The 18,770-nt window shown below is 69.8% G+C and carries 16 protein-coding genes; 6 read left to right on the top strand and 10 right to left on the bottom strand.

Translation table 11 applies throughout. From position 1 onward, the window contains the following. Nucleotides 1–86: 86 nt before the first annotated feature. The 7 genes from atzF to EDC64_RS14520 form a co-directional block, all read right to left on the bottom strand. Nucleotides 87–1,883 (bottom strand): allophanate hydrolase, encoded by a 1,797-nt coding sequence (gene atzF / locus EDC64_RS14545; protein ID WP_132032586.1) that lies wholly within the window; start codon nucleotides 1,881–1,883, stop codon nucleotides 87–89. A 263-nt stretch (nucleotides 1,884–2,146) separates the two neighbouring features. Continuing rightward, nucleotides 2,147–2,293, bottom strand: coding sequence for a hypothetical protein (locus EDC64_RS23590; RefSeq protein ID WP_165933781.1), 147 nt, complete (start codon nucleotides 2,291–2,293; stop codon nucleotides 2,147–2,149). A gap of 152 nt (nucleotides 2,294–2,445) precedes the next feature. Beyond that, nucleotides 2,446–3,315, bottom strand: a complete 870-nt coding sequence (purU, locus tag EDC64_RS14540; RefSeq protein ID WP_132032584.1) for a formyltetrahydrofolate deformylase — start codon at nucleotides 3,313–3,315, stop codon at nucleotides 2,446–2,448. A gap of 58 nt (nucleotides 3,316–3,373) precedes the next feature. Beyond that, entirely contained in the window at nucleotides 3,374–3,985 is a 612-nt protein-coding gene (locus tag EDC64_RS14535) for a sarcosine oxidase subunit gamma (protein ID WP_165933780.1), read from the bottom strand. Beyond that, nucleotides 3,978–6,941 (bottom strand): sarcosine oxidase subunit alpha family protein, encoded by a 2,964-nt coding sequence (locus EDC64_RS14530; RefSeq protein WP_132032580.1) that lies wholly within the window; start codon nucleotides 6,939–6,941, stop codon nucleotides 3,978–3,980. Before EDC64_RS14530 ends, EDC64_RS14535 begins: the two co-directional genes overlap by 8 nt. Then, the gene (locus tag EDC64_RS14525) at nucleotides 6,938–7,204 is read right to left on the bottom strand and encodes a sarcosine oxidase subunit delta (protein WP_132032578.1); all 267 of its coding nucleotides are present in this window, start codon (nucleotides 7,202–7,204) and stop codon (nucleotides 6,938–6,940) included. Before EDC64_RS14525 ends, EDC64_RS14530 begins: the two co-directional genes overlap by 4 nt. Nucleotides 7,205–7,219: 15 nt before the next feature. Next, the gene (locus tag EDC64_RS14520) at nucleotides 7,220–8,476 is read right to left on the bottom strand and encodes a sarcosine oxidase subunit beta family protein (protein WP_132032576.1); all 1,257 of its coding nucleotides are present in this window, start codon (nucleotides 8,474–8,476) and stop codon (nucleotides 7,220–7,222) included. A gap of 181 nt (nucleotides 8,477–8,657) precedes the next feature. Here EDC64_RS14520 and EDC64_RS14515 point away from each other — a divergent pair, with 181 nt between their 5' ends. The 5 genes from EDC64_RS14515 to EDC64_RS14495 all read left to right on the top strand — a co-directional run bounded on the left by EDC64_RS14515 (nucleotide 8,658) and on the right by EDC64_RS14495 (nucleotide 14,140). Next, nucleotides 8,658–9,614 (top strand): LysR family transcriptional regulator, encoded by a 957-nt coding sequence (locus EDC64_RS14515; RefSeq protein WP_132032574.1) that lies wholly within the window; start codon nucleotides 8,658–8,660, stop codon nucleotides 9,612–9,614. Nucleotides 9,615–9,748: 134 nt separating this feature from the next. Then, nucleotides 9,749–11,356 carry a phosphoenolpyruvate mutase gene (gene aepX / locus EDC64_RS14510; protein WP_132032572.1) on the top strand — a complete coding sequence of 536 codons (1,608 nt, stop codon included), beginning with the start codon at nucleotides 9,749–9,751 and terminating at the stop codon, nucleotides 11,354–11,356. Between the two features lie 2 nt (nucleotides 11,357–11,358). Beyond that, nucleotides 11,359–12,504, top strand: a complete 1,146-nt coding sequence (aepY, locus tag EDC64_RS14505; RefSeq protein ID WP_132032570.1) for a phosphonopyruvate decarboxylase — start codon at nucleotides 11,359–11,361, stop codon at nucleotides 12,502–12,504. After that, nucleotides 12,501–13,613, top strand: coding sequence for a 2-aminoethylphosphonate--pyruvate transaminase (locus EDC64_RS14500; RefSeq protein WP_132032568.1), 1,113 nt, complete (start codon nucleotides 12,501–12,503; stop codon nucleotides 13,611–13,613). The genes aepY and EDC64_RS14500 overlap by 4 nt, the downstream gene beginning before the upstream one ends. Nucleotides 13,614–13,702: 89 nt before the next feature. After that, nucleotides 13,703–14,140, top strand: coding sequence for a cupin domain-containing protein (locus EDC64_RS14495; protein ID WP_132032566.1), 438 nt, complete (start codon nucleotides 13,703–13,705; stop codon nucleotides 14,138–14,140). 45 nt (nucleotides 14,141–14,185) lie between these two features. Here the strand turns inward: EDC64_RS14495 and EDC64_RS14490 are convergent, their stop codons facing one another. Continuing rightward, nucleotides 14,186–14,386 (bottom strand): hypothetical protein, encoded by a 201-nt coding sequence (locus tag EDC64_RS14490; protein ID WP_132032564.1) that lies wholly within the window; start codon nucleotides 14,384–14,386, stop codon nucleotides 14,186–14,188. A gap of 36 nt (nucleotides 14,387–14,422) precedes the next feature. Continuing rightward, nucleotides 14,423–15,832: an ammonium transporter gene (locus EDC64_RS14485; protein WP_132032562.1), complete on the bottom strand. Its 1,410-nt coding sequence runs from the start codon at nucleotides 15,830–15,832 to the stop codon at nucleotides 14,423–14,425. A gap of 492 nt (nucleotides 15,833–16,324) precedes the next feature. Here EDC64_RS14485 and EDC64_RS14480 point away from each other — a divergent pair, with 492 nt between their 5' ends. Beyond that, nucleotides 16,325–17,341 (top strand): DUF3616 domain-containing protein, encoded by a 1,017-nt coding sequence (locus EDC64_RS14480; protein WP_165933779.1) that lies wholly within the window; start codon nucleotides 16,325–16,327, stop codon nucleotides 17,339–17,341. Between the two features lie 36 nt (nucleotides 17,342–17,377). On the opposite strand, the gene glnT is transcribed toward EDC64_RS14480, so the two are convergent. Continuing rightward, nucleotides 17,378–18,730: a type III glutamate--ammonia ligase gene (gene glnT, locus EDC64_RS14475; RefSeq protein WP_132032558.1), complete on the bottom strand. Its 1,353-nt coding sequence runs from the start codon at nucleotides 18,728–18,730 to the stop codon at nucleotides 17,378–17,380. Between the last annotated feature and the right edge of the window lie 40 nt (nucleotides 18,731–18,770).

Below are 18,770 nucleotides of genomic sequence, written 5' to 3'. Positions count from 1 at the left end.
CCCGCCTGCGGATCTGGATCAACCGGCCGGCGCTGCCCGATGCCGTCGCGATCGGCGTCGGCGAATGAGGGCCGGCGGGCGGCGCGTTACGCGCTTTTCGCCACCCGGCTCGCAGCAAAAGCGCGGAAGCCGCCATAGGCGGTGATGTCGGGGCAGCCTTCGGTGCCGGCGGCTTCGGCGAGGAAGCCTAAGACCTCGCGTCCGTCGTCCAAGGTCACCCGGCCGAGGCCGAGCGGGGCGGGGATGCGGGCGAGCAGCCGGCCGATCCCCTCATACGGCAGCGACCAGACCTCGCCGGCGAGCGCCGCCCCGCCGCTCGTCACCCGCACCACGCCCGGGCGCGGCACGCCGCCGGCCAGCAGCGCCATGCGGTAGAGCGGCGCGGTCGTGACCGGGGCGACGAGGCGTCCGCCCAGCTCCAGCACCTCGCCATTGAGCCCCATCCCCGAGAGATGGGCGCCGAACACGCACAGATCGAGCCGGCCGGTCTCCCCCGGCGGCGGCAGATCGGGGGCCGGCGGGGCCTTTTCCCCGCTGGCGCCGAGCGGCAGGTCGCCCGCCAGCACGAAGGCGCGGGCGAGCGACGCGATTTCGGCATCGCGCCCGGCCGGGGCGAGCAAGGTGATGCCGTAGGGCACGCCGGAGGCGGCGATGACGTTCGGCACCGCCGCGCCGCACAGATCCATGAGATTGACGAAATTGGTATAGGTGCCGTTGCGCGAATTGAGCAGGATCGGCTCGGCCAAAACCTGCGCCAGCGTGTAAGCGGTCGGCGCGGTCGGCAGCAAAAGCGCGTCGAGCCCGGCGAGGATCGGCGCCGCCTTGGCGCGCAATTCGCGCAGCCGGTACATGGCGCGAAAGGCGTCCGCCGCGCTCGCCGTGCCGCCCGGCAGGGTGATGGCGCGGGTGACCGGGTGCACCGCCTCCGGATCGCTGGTGAGGAGGGCTTCCGCGACGATCCAGCGCTCGGCGACCCACGGCCCCTCATAGAGCAGGCGGGCGCATTCGGCGAAGGGCGTGTAGTCGAATTCCACCAGCTCCGCGCCGAGGCCGCGGAAGCGCGCGAGCGCCGCCGCATAGGCCGAAGCCGCATCGGCATCGCCGAAGAATTCGCGCTGGTCGGGCGGCAGGATGCCGAGGCGCGGCGCGCCCGCAAGCGCGGCGAGCCGGCCGAGCGGGAGCGGGCGGGAGAAGGCGTCGGCCGGGTCCGGTCCCGCCATCACGTCGAGCACCGCCATGGCGTCGTCCACCGTGCGGGCGAACACCGAGATGCAGTCGAGCGAGCGGCAGGCCGGCACCAGGCCGGTATTGGGCACGAGGCCGAGGCTCGGCTTCACGCCGACGATGTTCTGCAGCATGGCCGGCACCCGGCCCGAGCCGGCGGTGTCGGTGCCGAGCGCCGCCGGCACGAGCCCGGCCGAGACCGCGCTCGCCGAGCCGGAGGACGAGCCGCCCGGCACCAGGTCCGCCTTGAAGGCGTTGCGGGGAATGCCATAGGGCGAGCGCGTGCCGACGAGGCCGGTGGCGAACTGGTCGAGATTGGTCTTGCCGACGATCAGCGCCCCCGCCGCCTTCAGCCGCGCGACGGCGGTGGCGTCGGCGGCGGGGAGATAGGCGAAGGCCGGGCAGGCGGCGGTGGTGGGCAAACCGGCGACGTCGATATTGTCCTTCACCGCGATCGGGATGCCGTAGAGCGCCAGCGTGGTGTCGCCCGCCGCCTCCAGGGAAGCCGCCTCGGCGAGGAGGTCGGCCTCCGGGCGCAGGGTGATGAAGAGCGCGGGATCGGCATGGGCCGCGATGCGCCGATAGGTCTCGCGCACCGTCTCGCGCGGCGTGCGCGCGCCGGCGCGGTGGGCGGCGAGGAGGGTGGCGAGCGTTTCCATGGGGACCTCGAGACAAAGCGGGCCTGCGGCCGGCATCGTCCCCCTCTAGCAGGAAGCGCGCCAGATCCGCCGCGCGGCGTCGGGCGGCCGGGCGCGCCCGCAAACGCTGACACCACGGGGCCGATGCGCCGGCACGCCCGGCCCCCGGCGCGGGCCCTGGGGCTGCCGGATCGAGTAAAAATCAGGCAAATGTTTAAAGATTATGCAGCTTTTACCAGCTTGCATGCAGTGCGGGGCGGTCCTTTCAGCCCCGCACGACAGCGTCATTGCGGGGTGACGGGGGCGGCGGGCACATTGGCGGGGGCGCCCTCGGTCGGGTCGGGGGTCCCGCGGTCCGAAAACAGCACGGCCGCAGCCAGCGCCGCGGCGAAAATGACGCCGCCGACAATCAAGGTGAGCGTCCGGTTCATGGGGCCTCCTTCCGTTTCGTCATGACCTTTGGTCATATAACGCAAGGGCGGCCGTTTGGTTTCTGCGCCAAGACAAAGCTCATCGCAAAGCTGACCGCAAAGCTAGCCGCAAAGCTCGGCGCAGAGCCGGGAAAAATCCCGGCGGGCGCGGCTCAGTCGCGGAACACCACGGTCTTGCTGCCGTTCAGCAGCACCCGGTCCTCCAGATGCCAGGACAAAGCGCGGGCGAGGACGCGGCGCTCGATGTCGCGGCCCTTGCGCACCAGATCCTCCGGGCTGTCCTGGTGGCTGATCCGCTCGACGTCCTGCTCGATGATCGGCCCCTCGTCGAGGTCGGAAGTGACGTAATGGGCGGTCGCGCCCATCAGCTTCACGCCGCGCGCATGGGCCTGGTGATAGGGCTTGGCGCCCTTGAAGCCGGGCAAAAAGGAATGGTGGATGTTGATGCAGCGGCCCGACAGCTTGGCCGACAGCCCGTCCGAGAGCACCTGCATGTAGCGCGCGAGCACCGCGACTTCCGAGCCGGAGGCCTGGAAGATCCGCCAGATCTCGGTCTCCTGCTCCAGCTTGGTCGCCTTGGTCACCGGCAGATGGTGGAATGCGATGCCGTCGAAATCGAGATGCGCATAGGTCTCGCGCGCATGGTTGGAGACGATGCCGGAAATCTCCATCGGGATCTCGCCGATGCGCCAGCGATAGAGCAGATCGGCGAGGCAATGGTCGAATTTCGAGGCCAGCAGTAGGACGCGCCGCTTGTCGGCCTTGTCGCGCAGCCCCCAGGTCAAAGCCAGCGCCTCCGCCACCGCGGCGAAGCCGGCGCGGATCTCGGCGCCGGTCGCCGCGCCGGTCGCGACATTGAACACGACCCGCATGAAGAAGCGGCCGCTCTCGGTATCGTCGAATTGCTGCGCCTCGAGGATGTTGCAGCCCTTCTCGAACAGGAAGGTCGAGACCCGGGCGACGATGCCGGGGCGGTTCGGGCAGGACAAAGTGAGGATGAACTGGTCGGTGGGCGCGGTCATGGCAAAGGCATCCGGCTGAAGGAGGAGGAGGCGGGCGGAAGCGCGCGGCGCGCCGCCATCAACCTCGCGCCGTGCCGGAGACCGTGACGCCGAATTCCGCCGCGCCGGAGACCAGCGCGCGCAGGAAAGCGGGCGCGAACGAGCGCGGCACGGCGAAGCGATAGGCCGGCATGTCGTTGAGCTGCCAGACCACGAGCGGGATCAGGGCCGCCGCCGTCGCCGCCGCGTCGCCGGGCGCGAACACCGCCGGGTGGAGATCGAGCGGGACGAGCTTGGCCAGCGCCATCCGGGCCTTCGGGCCGTAGACGTCGATGATCAGGCTGCCGTCGCTCTGGTCGGTGAGCGCGGCGGCGTCCGCCAGCGCGCCCTGGAGCCGGGCGACATGCGCCGCCGGGGCGCCGCCCGCGGTCGCCAGCCAGCGGCCGGGCGCGGTGCCGATGAAGGAGAGGTCGCCGAGGAAGCTGACCTTGGGCGCGTCGACCAAAGCGATGCCGAAGGCGTCCAGGACCGCCTGCGCCAGGGCGCCGGATGCGCCCTTCCGCGCGGCGACGGTGGCGAGCGCGAGCCCATCCACCACCTGCGCGGTGAGGCCGGGCTGCGCCGCATCCGGGCCGTAATGGCCCTCCGGCACGAGATCGGTGACGGGATGGTGCGACAGGAGATCAGACACGCAGGCGCTCCCCTTCGGGATCGACGAAGCCGGGACGGCAGATTTCCACCGGGATGTCCGCGCCCCGTACCGGATCGTAGGCGCGCACCGTCTCGCCGATCCGCTCCGGCCCGCGGGCGAGGAGGCCGAGGCCGATCCAATGGCCCAGCGTCGGCGAGAATGCAACCGAGGTCATGTAGCCCTCGTCATTGGCGAGCACGGCGCTGCGGCCGTGGCGCAGGAAATGCGCCCCGGCGCGCAGCCGGTCCTTGGGGTCGACCGGCTTGAAGCCCACCAGGGTGGGCCGGTCGGGATCGCGGAAGGCCGGACGCTCCGACAAGACGCGGCCGATATGGTCCTTCTTGGTCGACGCCATGCGGCCGAGCCCGAGATCGGCGACGGAGGTCTGGCCGTTCAGTTCGTTGCCGGAGACGTGGCCCTTCTCGATCCGCATCACGCCGAGCGCCTCGGTGCCGTAAGGGGTGATGTCGAAGGGCGCGCCCGCCTCCATCAAGGCGCGGGCGAGGGGCGCGCCGTGGCGCGCGGGCACCGCGATCTCGTAGCCGAGCTCGCCGGAGAAGGAGACCCGGAAGATCCGGGCCGCGATGCCGCCCATCACGCTGCCCTGGGCGACGCCCATATAAGGCAGGCCGGCATTGGAGACGTCGAGCGGGGCGTCGGCGATGCGCGCCAGCACGTCGCGGGCGCGCGGGCCGGCGATCGAGACCTGCGCCCACTGCTCCGACACCGAGGCGATCTGCACGTCGAGGTCCGGCCACAGCACCTGGAGGCAGAATTCCAGATGCTGGTAAACCTTGGCGGCGTTCGCCGTGGTCGTGGTCATGAGGTAATGGGTGTCGGCGAGGCGCGCGGTCGTGCCGTCGTCCATGACCATCCCGTCCTCGCGCAGCATCACGCCGTAGCGCACCTTGCCGACGGCGAGGGTGGAGAAAGTGTTGATATAGACGCGGTCGAGAAAGCGCCCGACATCCGGCCCCTGGAGGTCGATCTTGCCGAAGGTCGAGACGTCGATCAGGCCCACCGAGGCGCGGGTCGCGGTCACTTCGCGTTTGACCGTCTCCAGCCAGTCGGCTTCCCCGGCGCGCGGAAAATACTGCGCCCGCAGCCAGAGCCCGGCCTCAACGAAGGTCGCGCCCTGCGCCCGCGCCCAGGCATGGGTCGGGGTCGGCCGGGTGGCGCGGAAATCCTTCTCCCGGTGATGGCCGGCAATGGCGCCGATGGCGACCGGCGTGAAAGGCGGGCGGAACAGGGTCGTGCCGGTCGTCTCGATGTCCTGGCCGGTCAAGGCGGCCATCATGGCGAGCCCGTTCACGTTCGAGGTCCGCCCCTGGTCGGTCGCCATGCCGAGCGTCGTATAGCGCTTCAGAAGCTCGACCGCCCGGAACCCCTCCTGGTGGGCGATCGCGATGTCCTTGGCGGTCACGTCGTTCTGCAGGTCGACGAAAGCCAGGCCGCGCGATTGCGCGACATGCCAGAACGGGCTGACCGTGATCGGCTTGTCCTGCGCCTGCGGCACCGGGGTGGCGCGGGCGGTGAAGCCGAGATCGTTCGCGGCCTCGGCACCGCGCGCCGCGCCGGCGGCGAGGCAGCGGGCGAGGGAATATTCCCCCGCCGCGGCGCCGGCCACCGAAAGGCCGGGCGGGAGCACGCCTGGAACGAAGCCCGCAATGTCCGCGCGATAGACCGGCTTGCCGCCGAAATGGCTGGTCAGGGCGAGGGTCGGGCTCGATCCGCCCGATACGGCGAGTATCTGTGCCGCGATGGTCTCGGTTCGCCCGCGGGCGCGCACCGTGACCGAGGACAGAAGCTTGCCCGACGTGGCGATGACTTCGCCCCCGGCGATCACCCGGATGCCGCGCCGGTTCGCCCGCTCCATCTGAACCGGCGGCGGCTCGGCGCGCACGTCGACGATGGCGGCGATCGGTACGCCGGCGGCGGCGGCGTCGAACGCGGCCGACCAGGCATAGCCATTATTGGCGAACACCACGGCAGGTGAGCCGGCCGCGGCGGCATAGCGCACCGCATAGCTGCGCAGCGCCTGCGCCGACATCACGCCCGGCCGGTCATTGCCGCCGAACACGATCGGCCGGTCGCCCGCTCCGGCGCACAAAACGGCGCGGCGGGCGACGATTTTCCAATAACGCTGGCGCGGCGTGAACGGCGCGGGGACCGGCAGATGGTCGCCGACCCGTTCGAGGGCGCCATAGGTGCCGCCGTCATAGACGCCGAACACCGTCGTCCGGCGCATCACCCGCACCTCGGGCATGGCCGCAAGCTCGGCTTCGGCGCGGGCGACGAACTGAAGGGAGGGCGCGTCGTCGATTTCCTCGCGTTCGGAGAGAATGCGCCCCCCGAGCCGGAAATCCTCGTCCACCAGGATCACCCGCGCGCCGGAGCGCCCGGCGGTGAGGGCCGCCATCAGCCCCGCCGCGCCGCCGCCGATCACCAGCACGTCGCAAAAGGCATAGGCTTTCTCATAGGCGTCCGGATCCGGCGCCTCCGCCGCCCGGCCCAGCCCGGCGGCGCGCCGGATCACCGGCTCGTAGAGCTTTTCCCACAGCGCCGCAGGCCACATGAAGGTCTTGTAGTAGAAGCCCGCACCGAGCAGGGGCGCGAACAGGCCGCCGGCCGCCTGGAGATCGAAATCGAGCGAGGGCCAGCGGTTCTGGCTCGCCGCGTCGAGCCCGTCATACAGCTCGACCGTGGTGGCGCGGGTATTGGGTTCGCGCCGCGCGCCGGTGCGCAGCTCGACCAGCGCATTGGGCTCGTCCGATCCGGCGGAGAACAGGCCGCGCGGGCGGTGATATTTGAACGAGCGGCCGATCAGCCGGACGCCGTTCGCGGTGAGCGCCGAGGCCAGCGTGTCGCCGGCGAAGCCGCGATAGGCCTGTCCGTCGAAGGTGAAGGCGAGGGGGCGTGTGCGGTCGATCAGCCCGCCGTCCACGAACCGGGTCATGACCGCGCCTCCGTTGCGAAGGCCGTGCCGAGAATGGCATGGGTGCGGGTGTCGCGGTCGACGACCAGCCACCGCCGGCAGCCGGCGCCGTGGTACCACAGCTCACGCATCGGACCGGCCGGATTGTCCCGGAGATAGACGTAATCGTGGAACGCGTCCGCCGCGTCCGGCGCGGCGGGATCCGGGCGCTGCGGCGCGGCATCTCCGAGATAGGAGAATTCGTGGGCGTCGCGGAGCCCGCAATAGGGGCAGGGAATGCGCATCGTCGGGGCGCCTCGTCAGTGGAGGTTCGGCTGGGCGCCGACCCCCTTCTCGTCGATCATGTGGCCGGTGCGGGAGCGGTCGAGCCGGTAGGCGGCGTTCAGCGCATGGGGCGCGTCCTGTGCCAGCGTCCAGGCGAAACACCAGCCGGACGCCGGGGTGGCCTTGAAGCCCCCGTAATTCCAGCCGCAATTCAGATAGAGGCCGGGGATCGGCGTGCGGTCGATGATCGGCGAACCGTCCATCGACATGTCCATCAGGCCGGCCCAGGAGCGCAGGACGCGCAGCCGCCCGAGCTGCGGCATCAGTGCCATGGCGGCTTCGCAGACATCCTCCACCACCGGCAGATTGCCGCGCTGGGCGTAGGAATTGTAGCCGTCGATATCGCCGCCGAACACCAGGCCGCCTTTGTCCGACTGGCTGACATAGAAATGCCCCATGCCGAAGGTGACGACGCCCGGCACCACCGGCTTCAGCCCCTCGGAGACGAAGGCGGTGAGCACGTGGCTCTCGATCGGCAGCCGCAAATCGAGCAGCCGGGTGAGCCGGGAGGTGGAGCCGGCGACCGCCAGCCCGATCTTGCGCGCGCGCACCGGCCCCCGCGTGGTCTCCACCCCGACCACCGCGCCGTTCTCGCGGATGAAGCCGGTGACCTCGCAATTCTGCACGATGTCGACGCCGAGCCGGTCGGCGGCGCGGGCATAGCCCCACACCACCGCATCGTGGCGCGCGGTGCCGCCGCGCTTCTGCAGCAGGCCGCCCTGGATCGGGAAGCGGGCATGGTCGAAATTCAGGAACGGGGCGAGGGCGCGGACCTGATCGCGGTCGATCAGCTCGGAATCGGCGCCCGACAGGCGCATGGAATTGCCGCGCCGGGCGAAGGCGTCGCGCTGGGCGTCGGAATGGAACAGGTTGAGCACGCCGCGCTGCGAGACCATGGCGTTGTAATTGAGGTCCTGCTCCAACCCTTCCCAGAGCTTCATCGACCATTCGTAGAAGGGCTGATTGCCGGGGAGCAGATAGTTCGAGCGGATGATGGTGGTGTTCCGCCCGGCATTGCCGGAGCCGATCGTGCCCTTTTCCAGCACCGCGACGTTGCGGATGCCATGGACCTTGGCGAGGTAATAGGCCGTCGCCAGCCCATGCCCGCCGCCGCCGATGACCAGCACGTCGTAATCCGGGCGCGGCGCGGCGTCGCGCCAGGCCGGCGTCCAGCCTTTCTGCCCGGAAAAGGCGTTGGCGATCAGGCTGAAGACCGAATAGCGGCTCGACATCTCACGGGTCCCCGAAGGTCGCGTCCGGCCTCATTTCTGGGCGGGCGGGATCGGCAAAATCTGTGCGGCACCGGCGGCCCGCGTGTGACTCGGGTCCGCCGTTCCTCGTGCGCAGGCTTCGATAGCGCACCCGCGATCGAGGTATAATATAAATGTTGCTTATAGTGTGGAAGGCGCGGCCATGCGCAGCGAGGCGATCCCCTTCGATCTCAGGACCTTGGATATATTTCTCGCGGTCTGCGATCGCGGGTCCATGGCCGGGGCGGCGCGCCAGATGGGGCTGACCCAGCCGGCGGTGTCGCAGGCCGTCGCGGAGCTGGAAACGCGCACCGGGGCCCGCCTGTTCGACCGCAGCGTGCGCCCGCTCGGCCTCACGCCGGCCGGCGGCGTGCTGCGCCAGCGGGCGAGCGCGCTTCTGTCCGAGGCGCGGCAGATCGCCCCCATGCTGCGCGAGACCGAGAATAGCCGGTTCCCGCTGTTGCGGGCGGGGCTGGTCGATTCCCTCTCGCGGGCGCTCGCCGCGCCCCTCGGCGCCACGCTGCTGCGGGAGGCGGACGAGGCCTCGGTGCAGGCCGGCCTCACCGCGTCCCACGCCGCCGCCCTGCTGACACGCCAGCTCGATCTGCTGATCGGGGCCGACGAACTCGAAGAGGTCGCGGGGCTGGAGCGCTTCGACGTGCTGAGCGAGCCCTATATCCTCATCGCGCCCGCCGGCACGCCGCGCCCGGAGGGGCCGGAGGATCTCGCACGGCTCGCCGCGCGGCTGCCTTTCGTGCGCTATTCCGCGCGGTCGAAAACCGGGATCGAGGTCGAGCGCCATTTGCGGCGGCTGAAGCTGGACCTGCCGCGCCGCCTGGAATTCGACACGCCGCAGGGCGTGACGGCGGTCGTGGTGCGGGGCGAGGGCTTCGCCGTCTCCACCCCCTTGTGCGGATTCGAGGCGGGCGTGTCGCAGGCCGCGCTCGCCTGCTGGCCGCTGCCCGGGCCGGCCGTGGTGCGCCGGCTGGTGCTGGTCGCGCGCCGGCAGGAACTCGGCCGGCTGCCGCGCGAACTCGCGACCTTCTGCCGGAGCGAACTCGCCGCGCATGTCGCGCCCGTGCTGCTGGCCGATATGCCCTGGCTCGGGTCGTCGCTGTAGGTGTGAGCGGCGGCGGGATCATTCGCCGCGATCCTTGGCCGTGATCCTTGGCCGGGAAACAATCCTGTTTCCCTCCCGTGCGGTCGCGCTTTACGGTCGAGGTCTCCCCAACCGACTCGCGGTGCGCCGGCCTCATGTCCGATCCGACGTCTTCCAACATCTCCAAGGGCGCCGCCCTGCGGCATCTGCTCGCCCGGACGGAGACCGCGTACCTGATGGAGGCGCACAATGCGCTGTCGGCGCGGATCGCCGAGGAGGCGGGATTTCCCGCCGTCTGGGCGTCGGGCCTGTCCATCTCGGCCGCTTTGGGGGTGCGCGATTCCAACGAGGCGTCCTGGACCCAGGTGCTCGAAGTCCTGGAATTCATGGCCGACCGCACCAGCGTGCCGATCCTCGCGGACGGCGATACCGGCTACGGCAATTTCAACAATGTCCGCCGGCTGGTGCGCAAGCTGGAGCAACGCGGGATCGCCGGCGTCTGCATCGAGGACAAGCTCTTCCCGAAGACCAATTCCTTCCTCGGCGACGACCAGGACCTGGCGGACATCGCGGAATTCTGCGGGAAGATCAAGGCGGGCAAGGACAGCCAGGCGGGCGCGGATTTCGTGCTGGTCGCGCGGATCGAGGCGCTGGTCGCCAATCGCGGGCTCGACGAGGCGCTGGCCCGGGCGCACGCCTTCCACGCGGCGGGCGCCGACGCGCTGGTGATCCATTCCAAGAAGGCCGAGCCCGACGAGGTGCTCGCCTTCTGCGCCGCCTGGGGCGACCGCTGCCCGGTCATCCTCATTCCCACCAAATATTTCCGCACCCCCGCCGAGATGTTCGAAGCGGCCGGCGTGTCGGCCGTGGTGTGGGCGAACCACAATCTGCGCGCCGCCATCACCGCGATGCGCGAGACCTCGCGCGAAATCTTCGCCACCCGCTCCTTGGTCGGCGTCGAGGCGCGGGTGGCGCCGCTCGCCGACGTGTTCGAACTGTCCGGCAATGCCGAACTGGAGGCGGCGGAGCGGCGCTATCTCGTCCGCCCGCCGGTCGGCCAGGCTGTCATCCTCGCCGCGAGCCGCGGCGCGGAACTCGGCGACCTCACCGCCGACCGGCCGAAATGCATGATCGACGTGCGTGGCCGCAGCCTGCTGGCGCGGCAGGTCGAGACGCTGAAGGGCGCCGGCATCAAAGCGGTCTGCGTCGTCACCGGCTGGCGGGGCGAGGCGGTGGCGCTCTCCGGCGTCTCCACCCGCGCCAATCCCGCCTGGGAGACGAGCGGAGAGGTGGCCTCGCTCGCCGCCGTCGCCGACCGGCTCGACGCGCCGACGCTGCTCGCCTTCGGCGACATTCTCTACCGCCGGCACGTGCTGGACCGGCTGCTGGCGGCCGAGGGCGACATCGTTTTGGTGGTCGACGCGGCCGCGACCGGCCCCGCCGACCGGGTGCGTGCCAGTCGCGGCCGCGACGAAGACTGGTTCGCCGATGGCGATGCGGAATTGTGCGATATCGGCGCGGATGTCGCCGACGGCCATGGCCAGTGGATCGGCCTCGCCCGGGTGTCGCAGGCCGGCGCGGCGGCGATCGCGCAGGAGATCGAACGGCTGCGCGCCGAGGCGCTGCTCGATACGGCGGACCTCGCCCTTCTGTTCCGCCGGCTGCGCGCGCGGGGGGCGGTGCTGCGCATCGTGTGGGTGGCAGGCGACTGGTTCAACATCAACACGGCGTTCGATCTGGCCTCGGCCCGCAATCAGGTGTGACCATGATCGATGCCGCCGATTTTCTCGAACAGGCGCGGGGACGCGGCGTCGATTTCGTCACCGGCGTGCCCTGCAGCTTCCTGACGCCGCTGATCAATGCCGCCGCGAGCGATCCCCGCGCGCCCTGGGTGGTCGCCACCAGCGAAGGCGAGGCGGTGGCGATCGCCGCCGGCGCCTGGTTCGCCGGCCGCCTGCCTTTGGTCCTGATGCAGAATTCCGGCCTCGGCAATGCCGTCAATCCGCTCACCTCGCTGAACTGGCCGTTCCGCATCCCGGTCCTGCTCGCGGTATCGCGGCGCGGCGCGCCGGACATCAAAGACGAGCCGCAGCACGAATTGATGGGCGCGATCACCCCCGATCTCCTGGATTTGATGCGGGTGCCGCGCGTGCCGTTTCCGGCGGAGGCGGCCGGCATCGGACCGGCGCTCGACGCGGCGGCGGCGGGCCTCGCCGCGACCCGCCAGCCGCACGCTTTCGTGGTCGGCAAGGACGATCTCGCCCCCTCGGGTCTCGACGAGCCGGCCGCGCCGCCGCGCCCGCCGGGCCGTCGCGCCGACCTGCCGGGCGACGGCGGCTTGCCGCCGTCGCGCATGACGGCGCTGGCGCTCGCGCTCGATCGCCTGCCGTCCGATGCCGCCGTGGTGGCGACGACCGGCTATTGCGGCCGCGAACTCTTCACGCTGCGCGACGAGCCGCGCTTCCTCTATCTGGTCGGCGCCATGGGCGCGGCGAGCGCGGTGGGGCTCGGCATCGCGCTGTGCACCCCGCGCCCCGTGATCGTCTTCGACGGCGACGGCGCGGCCTTGATGAAGCTGGGCAATCTCGCGACGATCGGAGCCCGGGCGCCGGACACTCTGATCCATATCGTCTTCGACAATGAGCGCCACGCCTCGACCGGCGGCCAGCGGACGGTCTCGCCCGGAATCGACTTCGCCGGAATTGCGCAGGCCTGCGGCTATCGCCTCGCTTTGAGCTGTCGCGACCAAGCCGGCTTCGCCGCCGCGCTCGACGCGGCGGCCGGGGCGCGGGGGCCGGTTCTGGTCCATGCCAAGGTGTCGGCGGATCCCGTTCCGGGGCTCGGCCGGCCGACCGTCGCGCCGTCCGCCGTCGCGGACCGGTTCCGCGCCTTTCTGGGGGGAAGCCGATGACGTCCCGCCCGCCTTTACTGCTGACGCCCGGGCCTTTGACCACGGCACCGAGCGTGCGCGCCGCGCTGGACCGCGACTGGGGCTCGCGCGACCGCGACTTCATCGCCGTGACGGCGCGGGTGCGCACGAAGCTGTGCGCGCTCCTGCCGGAACATGACGGCCTGACCGCGATCCCGATCCAGGGCTCGGGCTCCTTCGCGGTCGAGGCCATGCTGGGCACCTTCGTCCCGCCGGGCGGCCATGTGCTGGTCCTGGTCAACGGCGCCTATGGCCGGCGCATGGCGGAGATGGCGGCGCGGGCCGGGCGGCGCGTCTCGATGCTCGAGGGTCCCGAAACGGAGGCACCGGACGTAGCGGCACTCGTGCGCCGGCTGGCGCAGGACCCGACGATCCGGCACGTCGCGGTCGTCCATTGCGAGACCACGACCGGCCTCCTCACCCCGCTCGCGGACGTGTCGGACGTCGCGGCGCGGCACGGCTGCGGGCTGCTGATCGACGCCATGAGTTCGTTCGGCGCACTGCCGATCCCGGCTTCGGTGCGGTTCGAGGCGCTCGCGAGTTCCGCCAACAAATGCCTCCAGGGCGTTCCGGGTCTCGCTTTCGTCCTCGCCCGGACCGAAGCGGTCGCCCGTGCCGGCGGGCAGGCGCATGCTTTGGTGCTCGATCTCGCGGCGCAATGGGCCGGCTTCGAGGCCAATGGGCAATGGCGCTTCACGCCGCCGACCCAATGCGTGGCCGCCCTCGATCGCGCCTTGGCGGACCTCGACGCCGAGGGCGGGCCGCCCGCCCGCCTGGCGCGCTACCAAGCCAATCTCGCCGCTTTGACGGACGGTCTCGCGGCCCACGGTTTTCATCCCCTCGTCGCGCCTGCGCTGCAGGCGCCGATCATCGTCACGTTTCCGGCGCCGGATGCCGTCTGGTGGGATTTCGCGGCTCTGTATGACGGGCTGCTGGAGGAGGGATTCGCGATCTATCCCGGCAAGACCGCGGCCGCCGAGAGCTTCCGCGTCGGCTGCATCGGCGCCGTCGCGCCGCCCGACTTCGTGCGGTTCGGCGCGGCCTTCGGCCGGGTCGTCGCGCAGCTCTCGCAGGCGGCGCCGCGCGCGTGAGCAGGCGCCGTCATGGCGCGGGCACGCGGTCCGGCTAAGCTGCCGGCAGGTCGGGCGTCGATGACGGCCGCCGGGGTGTGGAGGGGACCATGTTCAGCAGGCGTCGGTTCGTGTCGTGCGCGATCTGCACGGCGGTCGGTTTCGTCGCGACGGGGGAGGGCGCCCTGGCGCAAGGCGGGGCTTCCGCGGGCATGCCCGCGCCGGGTGGGATCGTGCGCACCATGATCGAGACCACGGAGTATCCCGGGCCGGGCCATGTCACGATCCTCATGACGGCGGATGTCGAGGCTGGCGGCGTCATCGCGCGCCACATTCATCCCGGGGTCGAATCCACCTATCTGGTGACCGGCGGCGCCGTGCTCTCGATCGCCGGGCGGCCGGACCGGACCCTGGTCGCGGGAGACGGCTTTCAGATCCCGCCGGAGGTGCCCCATTCGATCGCCATCGGGCCGCAGGCGGCGCGGCTCGCAATCACCTATGTCGTCGAGAAGGGCAAGCCGCTCTCGAGTCCGGCTCCGGCGACCTGATCCCAGCGAGGCCGGCCGGGGCGAACCCGGCCGGCCCTCTCGGCTTCACTCGGCCGGCGCGGGAAGCGCCTCGGAGGTGTGGTCGAGCAATTCCTCGTGCACTTCCTTCTCCATCATGATCTGGCGCGCGATGAAGAACACGAAGAAGGCGCCCGCTACTGCGGAATACAGATATTCCATCCCGCTGAAGGGATAGATCACCGTGATCTCCGTGATCTTGGCGAGTGACGTCAGTCCTGTATTCATGTCGTCTCTCCTGTCGAATAAAGATCAGACCTTGGTTTAGACCTTGGCTTCCTTGCGCTGGACGGCCTCGAAGGCCGCCTCGGCGCCGGAGGATGCGGGATAGGTCGTGGGGATGTGCTTGCCGTCGAGGCCGAGCACTTCGACCGCGGCCGGCACGCGCAGCAGCCCGAACATCGAGAGCAGCTTGCCGATGACGAGCCCGGGAATGAGCCCGAAGCCGATCGCGAAGACCAGCGAGCCGATGATGTTGCCGATCGGCGTCACCACCGGCAGGCCCTCGGCATTGGCGCCGAACCAGCCGGCGCCTTCGGCGAGCACGACCAGCGTGCCGTCGCTCGGCATGATCGCCGGATAGCCCCACAGGGCGAAGCCGGCCACGATACCGCCGAACAGGCCGCAATAGCCGTGCACGGCGACCGCGCCGACCGCATCGTCGATCTTGTATTTCCGCTCCACCCAGAAGTGCAGCTTGTAGGCCATGATCGTTCCGGCGATCGCGATCACCATGGCGATCACGGGATGGTAGAGATCATTGCCCGCGGAGGCGCTGATCAGGCCGGTCAGTCCGCCGGAATAGGTCCAATAGGCATTGCCGTTGCTGATCAGATAGGCGGTGATCATGCCGCCGAACAGCGCCAGCATGAAGTTCATCGTGACGCCGGAGAGGGTGATCGGAACGCCATAGATGTTGGTCGCGGTCCAGTAGGGCGCGGCCTCGGTGCCGACATTGGCGATCGGGATGTGGCAGGCGGCGTAGAAGCCCCAGAAGCCGACATAGATCATGAAGAGGCCGATCGTGATCAGCCAGGGATTGTGCGCCGGAATCTCTCGCGGCGTGCCGTCGGGCGCGAACTTGCCGATGCGCGGGCCGAGGAAGATCAGGATGCCGAGCGTCGCGAAGCCCGCCACCGAGTGCAGGACGGCCGAGCAATATTGGTCGTGGAAGCCGAGATACTGGGCCATCCAGCCATTGCCGGCCCATCCCCACGCCGCCGGAATGACCCAGGCGATCGCGCCGACATAGATGGCGATGATGAAGAAGCCGGACGTCTTCGTCCGCTCGATGAGGGCGCCCGACACGATCGAGGCGGCGGTCATGCCGAACAGAGCGAAGGCGGCCCAGAAGACGCCGGAAATCCGATCGCCGAGATTGGGGGCGATCTTGGTCGACCACGGCTCGAACCCGGTCTCGAAGCTGAGCGCCCCCGAGGACACCGGCCAGCCCTGGAATGCAATGTAGATCCACATGCCGAAAAGGAAGAAGGCAAGTCCGACCAGCGGAATCGCCATCGTGTTTTTCAGAAGCGTGTGCTGAACGTTCTTCACGCGCGCGGCGCCGACTTCATACATGCAGAAGCCGACATGGATAAAGAACATGAGCACGACCGTCAGGAAGAAATAGAACTCCGTGAAGATCGTCGTCAGGGCTGTCAATTGATCTGTCATGCTGATCCCCGAACCCTCTGTGGCTCGCCCGCGGCGCCCTCCAGGCCCGGATGAACCGGGCCAGACGGTCGGCAACCGTGCGCGGTTTTACTGTGGAGCAACTTTTATGCCAGACACGGCGCGACGGCGGGGTTTATTTCGCGGTGCAGCATCGCGCCGCCAGTGTGTCGTCACGTCCGCGCGGGAAATCCGGAAAGAAGCAGGAAAACGATGTTTCCCGAGAGGAGCCGGAGCTGGCGCCACGCGCCGCAAGGCGACACCACGCAGGGAGCCGTGACGGGCGGCGGCGCGCGCGCGCGGGTCGTTCCGCTTTGCTGCCCAAAGTTGCGCCCACGGTGCTTGCCAACTGCCCGCAAATGGCGCAATCGCCTGTGATGTCACACTTTAAATGACGTTGCGTCAGGTACGTGTGGTGCGATTTCGATAGATTGCGCGAGTGCGGACATGCAATCATTCGGAGAAGTTTCGGCGTCCGTGATGGGAGAGACGACGATGCTTGGCTTGCGATACCGGTTTTCCCCGGCGGCTGCGGTTTCCGGCGTGTTGGCCTGCGTGCTGGCGAGCGTCTGCGCGCACGCGGCGACGGATCGCTATGACGGGATCTGCGACGCCTCCGCGGCGATCGCGCTCGATGCGAACCATTTCGTCGTGGCGGAAGACGAGCACGACGTGCTGTTCGTCTACCGGTTCGGCCAGTCCGCGCCGGTCGGCGCCGTCGACCTCGTCGATGTCCTCGGCAACCGATCGTCCAAGGGCAAGGTCAAGGAGGCGGATATCGAGGGCGCGGCCCGGATCGGCACCAGGATCTATTGGATCGCCTCCCACGGCCGGGACAGCAAGGGCGACCGCGAGCCGACCCGTCAGCGCCTGTTCGCGACCGATATCAAGACCGGCGCCACGCCGCCGACCGTTGTGCCGGCCGGCACGCCCTATAAGAGCCTGCTGGACGACCTGCTGGCGGCGCTGAACGCGACCCCGGACGGCGCGGCGCTCGTTCTTGCGGCCGCCGCGAAACAGGCGCCCGAGGCGCCCGCCGGCCTCAATATCGAGGGCCTCGCAGCGACGCCCCGCGGCGATCTGCTGATCGGCTTCCGCAATCCGCGGCCGGGCGACAAGGCCCTCATCGTGCCGCTCACGAATGCCGCCGCGCTGATGGACGGCGCGAAGCCGGCGGTGTTCGGCGCGCCGATCCTGCTCGATCTCGGCGGACGGGGCATTCGCAGCATCGAGCGGGTGGGCGCGGCCTATGTCATCGTCGCCGGACCGTTCGGCGACCGCACCGCGGCGCCCGGCGGCGACTTCGCCTTGTATCGCTGGGACGGGCCGGGCACCGCGCCGCGCCCGATCGCAGCGGATTTCGGGGCGTTCCGGCCGGAGGCGCTATTCCAGGCGGACGGCGCCCTCTATCTCCTCAGCGACGATGGCGGGGAACCCGTCGGGGGCGTCGACTGCAAGAAGGCACCACAGGCCGCGCGCGCCTTCCGCGGCCTGTCGGTCCCCCTGCCGTGACGGGCGGCGGGGGGCCGCGACGCCTCGAGCCGGGCCTCAGATGTCGAGCGTGGTGTCGCGCTCCCATTGGGTGAGGTGGCGGGAATAGGCGTTCCATTCCTCGGTCTTCAGCTTGAGATAGCTCGCGACGAAGCCGGCGCCGAGCCCGTCCTTGAGCACCTTGGAGCGCTCCAGGGCGCGCAGCGCGTCGAGCAGGTTCAGCGGCAGGCGCTTGGCGCCCTTCACCTTGTGGCCTTCGGTGTACATGTTGATGTCGAGGCGCTTGCCCGGGTCGCGCCCCTGGGCGATGCCGTCGAGCCCGGCGGCGAGGATGCCCGCCTGAAGCAGGTAGGGGTTGGCCGCGCCGTCGGCGAGCCGGCATTCGAAGCGGCCGGCATCGGGGATGCGGATCATGTGGGTGCGGTTGTTGCCGGTATAGGTCACCGTGTTCGGCGCCCAGGTGGCGCCCGAGACGGTGCGGGGCGCGTTGATCCGCTTGTAGGAATTGACCGTCGGATTGGTCAGCGCGCAGAGCGCGTCGGCATTGTGGATCAGCCCGCCGATGAAGCTGTAGCCGAGCGCCGAGACGCCCAGCTCGCCCTTGGGATCGGCGAAGGCGTTCTTGCCCTTTTTCCACATCGAAATATGGACATGGCAGCCCGAGCCGGTCAGGTGGATGAAGGGCTTGGGCATGAAGGTCGCCCGCAGCCCGTGCTTCTCGGCGATGCTCTTGACCATGTATTTGAAGAAGACGTGGCGGTCCGCCGTCACCAGAGCGGCGTCATAGTTCCAGTTCATCTCGAACTGGCCGTTGGCGTCTTCATGGTCGTTCTGATAGGCGCCCCAGCCGAGCGCCAGCATGCTGTCGCAGATCTCCTTGATGACGTCGAACCGCCGCATCAAGGCGGCCTGGTCGTAGCAGGGCTTCTCGGCCGTGTCGCTGGCGTCGGAAATCGCCTTGCCGTCGGCCGAGGTGAGGAAATATTCGCATTCCACGCCGGTCTTCATGTCGAGCCCGAGCGCGGCGGCGGCGGCGATCTGCTGGCGCAGGACGGTGCGCGGCGCCTGCGCGACCGGCTGGCCGTCCATGAAGAGGTCGGAGGCGAGCCAGCCGATCTCGGGCTTCCACGGCAATTGGATGAGCGAGGCCGGATCGGGGATCGCGAACATGTCGGAATCGGCCGGCGTCATGTCCAGCCAGGTCGCGAAGCCGGCAAACCCCGCGCCGGCCTTCTGCATCTCGCCGATCGCCTGCGCCGGCACCAGCTTGGCGCGCAGTGCGCCGAACAGATCGACATAGGAGATCAGGAAATATTTGATCCCCTTGTCCTCGGCGATCTTTTCGAGACTCGCGGCGGCGCCGCCGGAGCGGCCCTCCGCGTCGCGCGCGGCGTCTGGCAAGCGGGTCATGTCGGGTCCCCTGGAAGGTTTTGGTCGTTTTTGGTGGCCG

Source organism: Aquabacter spiritensis (assembly GCF_004346185.1).
GTDB classification, from domain to species: Bacteria; Pseudomonadota; Alphaproteobacteria; order Rhizobiales; family Xanthobacteraceae; genus Aquabacter; species Aquabacter spiritensis.
Note: the sequence above shows the minus strand (reverse complement) of the source record. Positions and strands in the feature narration are given on the sequence as shown.